We start from the raw sequence: 3,555 nt of genomic DNA, 5'->3' as shown, positions 1-3,555 counted from the left end.
GGCCGGGCCCCTTGGGGTGCCGGGCCCACCCCCCCGCGGCCCCCCCACCGCCCGCCCCCCCCAATCCGGGGTACTTTTGGGGGGGGCGACGGGCGTGTACGGCGGTCCCGGTGCACGTCCTGCGGACGGGGGACCCAGGGTCCTTCGCACCGTTCCCGCCGTCAGTGGCGACGGCCGCTGGACGACTGCGACCTGCGTCGTACGGTGAGGACGGTGCCCGCCACCGCGGCGACCACCAGACCGGCACCGGCCGCCAGCGTTCCCGTGCCGATTCCCTCGACGGAGCCGCCGACGCCGCCCTGCACGCCGCGCGGGGTGGTCAGGACCGTGGAGCGGCTCGTCGGGCTCGTGGTGGTGCCGCTGATGGTCAGGGTGACGGTGTCGGTGATGCCGCCGGTGCAGCGGAAGGTGATCGTGTAGACGGCACCCCGCTGGGCGTCCAGGTCCACCAGGGCGGTGGCCGAGGAGCCGGGGGCGATCGTGACCGTGTCGAAGACGCCCGCCGAGGCCGTCGCCGTACTGGCGCAGCCGGGAGCGGTGAGCGTCACCCGTCCGCCCGGCGCCACCAGGGAGGGCGTCACGACGAAATCGCCCGGTGCCTTCGCCTGGGCGGCCTGCGGGTGCGGTGCGGGCGCACCGTCCGCCGCGACGGCGACGGGGGCGGCCAGGGCGAGGGTGGCCGCCCCCAGCAGGGCAGTGGATGCGGCACGTATCGCGCGCATGGAGTCCTCCGGTCCCCGAGGAGCAGCAGCGGAAGCGGTTTCCGCACAAGGACAGGGCGTGCACCTCGATACCCGAACGCTAGGAGCGCACTACCACAGCCGCGATCCCAGACGGGCGAATGGGGCACCCATGTCCCCCGCACGGCCCACACGCGTGTCGCGCGGACGCGGCTGACGCTATTGCGTCAGGTGCGGGAACAGATCGATGAACGGGCCCGCCGTCGCCGAGATCCCGCGCCCGAACGGCGCGTCGAAGTCCCAGATCAGGAAGAGCAGGAAGGCGATCAGCGCGCTGAACAGACCCGCGAGCAGCAGTTCCCTGCCGGTGCGCCGGATCTGCAGCGTAAAGATCAGCCCGACCGTCACCAGGGCCCCGATGATCAGGCCGAACCACACCACCCCGGGCATGGTCGCCCCCGCGCCCTCGCCGCGGGAGCCCCGCGCGTCGTCGACCACCGCCACCTGGTCCACGAGCGGCTGGTACGCCTGGCCCTCGTGGTCGGTGGCCGGCTGGTAGTCCGTCACCGACCGGCGCACCTGCTCCAGGAGCCGGGTGCCCTCGTCACTGAGCTCGCCGTGCTCCGACATGTGGGGCCACTCCTCGTCGACCACGAACGCGACGTACGCGTCGACATCGGCGCGGATCCGGGTCCGTACGTCCGCCGGGTACACCTCGACGCGCGCCGAGATCTCGTGCAGCGCCTGGGCCTCCTGGCGCACCGTCTCCTGGGCCGCGCCGCGCGCCTCCCAGACGCCGGCGATGGCGAGGCCGAGCACGATCGCGTAGATCACGCCGATCATCATCGTCATGTACTCCATGACGTCGGGCGTCTCGCTGGGGTCGTCGTCGTCCGGGACCCGGCGGTTGTTGATGACGACGATGGTGAGGACGACCGCGCAGGCGGCGGCCATCGCGATGGTGAGGACGAGCCATTCGGACATGGTGATTCCTTCGGCGGGACTCAGCGGGAACGGGGGCGCAGGATCGCGGTCGCGAGCACGGCCGGGGCGGTGACGAGCAGCATCATCGTCACGGGCGAGGTGCCGCCCTCGGGCTGCGGCCGAGCGGTGCGGCGGTACGCGGGCAGGGCGACGGGGGAGGCGGCCGGCGGGCGCCGGCTCAGTGTCGGCGCGGGGGCCGGCGGCGGGGGAGTGGGCGTGGGCGCCGCAGGCGCAGGCGCCGGCGCGGGCTTCGCCGGCGGAGTCGGCGCCGGTTCCGGCCGCGGCGGGGCGGGCCGGGGCGGAGGCGGTGGGTCCGCCCGTACGGGAGGAGCCGGCGGGGCGGTCTTCGGTGGCGCGGAGGGCGGAGTGGGCGTCGGCCGCGGCGGCCGGGGCGGGGTCGGTGTGGGCGAGCACGCGCCCGGCCCGATGACCGCGACCGAGGTGTTCGAGCCACCGGGCCCGGTCGTGGCGTAGGCGCAGGCGTCGGCGGTCGCGGGCGCCGGTGCGGCGAGCAGCCACAGCAGCGCGCCGGTTGCCAGGGCCCGCCGATAAGGAGATCCGTACAGAGACACGCCGACGAGCATGATCACAGTCCTGGCGCCGCGCGCTCCGAATCGGCGCGGATTCGCCGGAAGGTGGGGATCTGAGAGCGCATCGGTTTGACGATCTCCGAAAAGATTCTTCGACCCCGTTGAGCACGCAGCCCGCGCGGTCCGTACTCCATGCCGGGAAGCGGCCGCGACGGTCGCATCAACTGGCAAGGAAACAACGGGAGTTGAGATGAAGACCTGGCGGAACGCGGCGCTCGCACTGACGGCGGCGGCCGTACTCGCGCTGACGACGGCGTGCGGTCAGGAGAAGGGCGACCAGACGCTGGGCGGTCAGCCGGCGGGAGCCGCGAACCCGGCGGGAGCGCCCGCCGACGCCGGCTACGCCTCCGGTGGCTACGGTTCCGGCTCCGGCACCGCCGACGGGAGCGGGGCCGAACCGGCCGGTCAGCTCGCGGTGTCGGCGACCAAACAGCTCGGCAAGGTGGTCACCGACAGCGAGGGCTTCACCCTCTACCGCTTCGACAAGGACTCCGCCTCCCCACCGAAGGCGACCTGCGAGGGTGACTGCGCCGCCGTGTGGCCCGTGGTCGGCGCCGAGGGCGCCAAGGCCCCGGCCGGGGTGGACGCTTCGCTGCTCGGTGAGGTCGCCCGGTCCGACGGCAGCACGCAACTGACCATCGGCGGCTGGCCGATGTACCGGTACGCCAAGGACACCAAGCCCGGCGACCTCAACGGGCAGGGCGTCGGCGGCACCTGGTTCGCCTCCGCCCCCGACGGGAAGAAGGCCGCACCGGCCTCCGAGGAAGGCTCCGACGAGGGCGCGGAGGAGGGCGCCGAGGAGGCGCCGGAGGCCGACGCGGCGGGCCTCTCGGTGCGCAAGGACCCCAAGCTCGGTGACATCGTGGTCGATTCAAGCGGAATGACGGTCTACCGGTTCAAGAAGGATTCCGCCTGGCCCATGAAGACGGCCTGCACGGGCGCTTGCCTGGAGAAGTGGCCGGTTGTCGCCCCTGTCGACAAGAACGGCATCGAGGGGATCACGAAGAAGGGCTTCGTCACCTTCAACCGCCCCGACGGCATCAAGCAGCAGACGATCGACTGCTGGCCCCTCTACACCTTCGCCGGCGACAACGCCCCCGGAGACACCAACGGCCAAGGTGTGGGCGGCACCTGGTACGCCGTGTCCCCCGAGGGAAAGCTGGTCGGAGCGCCCAAGTAACTCCCCCGCGCAGCGCTTCCGGCCGGCCCGGGCGCCCGGACCACACACGGGTGCGGGGGCCCGCCGCCGGCCCAATAGCCCTGGAATTGGAAAGGCGGGCGGGGGGGACACAAGGGTAGGG

At 73.1% G+C, this 3,555-nt stretch carries 4 protein-coding genes; 1 reads left to right on the top strand and 3 read right to left on the bottom strand.

What is annotated here, in order from left to right:
* Positions 1–161: 161 nt before the first annotated feature.
* The 3 genes from ACFWRO_RS21360 to ACFWRO_RS21350 all read right to left on the bottom strand — a co-directional run bounded on the left by ACFWRO_RS21360 (position 162) and on the right by ACFWRO_RS21350 (position 2,236).
* Complete coding sequence (locus ACFWRO_RS21360; protein ID WP_384512493.1) at positions 162–722, bottom strand: hypothetical protein; 561 nt, start codon at positions 720–722, stop codon at positions 162–164.
* Between the two features lie 177 nt (positions 723–899).
* A complete protein-coding gene (locus tag ACFWRO_RS21355; RefSeq protein WP_384512491.1) occupies positions 900–1,664 on the bottom strand; it encodes a hypothetical protein in 765 nt (254 codons plus the stop codon).
* 20 nt (positions 1,665–1,684) lie between these two features.
* Entirely contained in the window at positions 1,685–2,236 is a 552-nt protein-coding gene (locus ACFWRO_RS21350; protein ID WP_384512489.1) for a hypothetical protein, read from the bottom strand.
* Between the two features lie 208 nt (positions 2,237–2,444).
* Between ACFWRO_RS21350 and ACFWRO_RS21345 the strand changes: the two genes are divergently transcribed.
* On the top strand, positions 2,445–3,434 hold the full coding sequence (locus ACFWRO_RS21345) for an SCO0930 family lipoprotein (RefSeq protein ID WP_384512487.1): 990 nt from the start codon (positions 2,445–2,447) through the stop codon (positions 3,432–3,434).
* Positions 3,435–3,555: the final 121 nt, after the last annotated feature.

The sequence above is a fragment of the Streptomyces sp. NPDC058579 genome (assembly GCF_042718575.1).
GTDB lineage: Bacteria > Actinomycetota > Actinomycetes > Streptomycetales > Streptomycetaceae > Streptomyces.
Note: the sequence above shows the minus strand (reverse complement) of the source record. Positions and strands in the feature narration are given on the sequence as shown.

Excerpts from the sequence above, each read along its gene's own strand:
- ACFWRO_RS21345 (WP_384512487.1), top strand. The coding sequence starts at position 2,445 with ATGAAGACCTGGCGGAACGCGGCGCTCGCACTGACGGCGGCGGCCGTA.
- ACFWRO_RS21355 (WP_384512491.1), bottom strand. The coding sequence starts at position 1,664 with ATGTCCGAATGGCTCGTCCTCACCATCGCGATGGCCGCCGCCTGCGCG.
- ACFWRO_RS21360 (WP_384512493.1), bottom strand. The coding sequence starts at position 722 with ATGCGCGCGATACGTGCCGCATCCACTGCCCTGCTGGGGGCGGCCACC.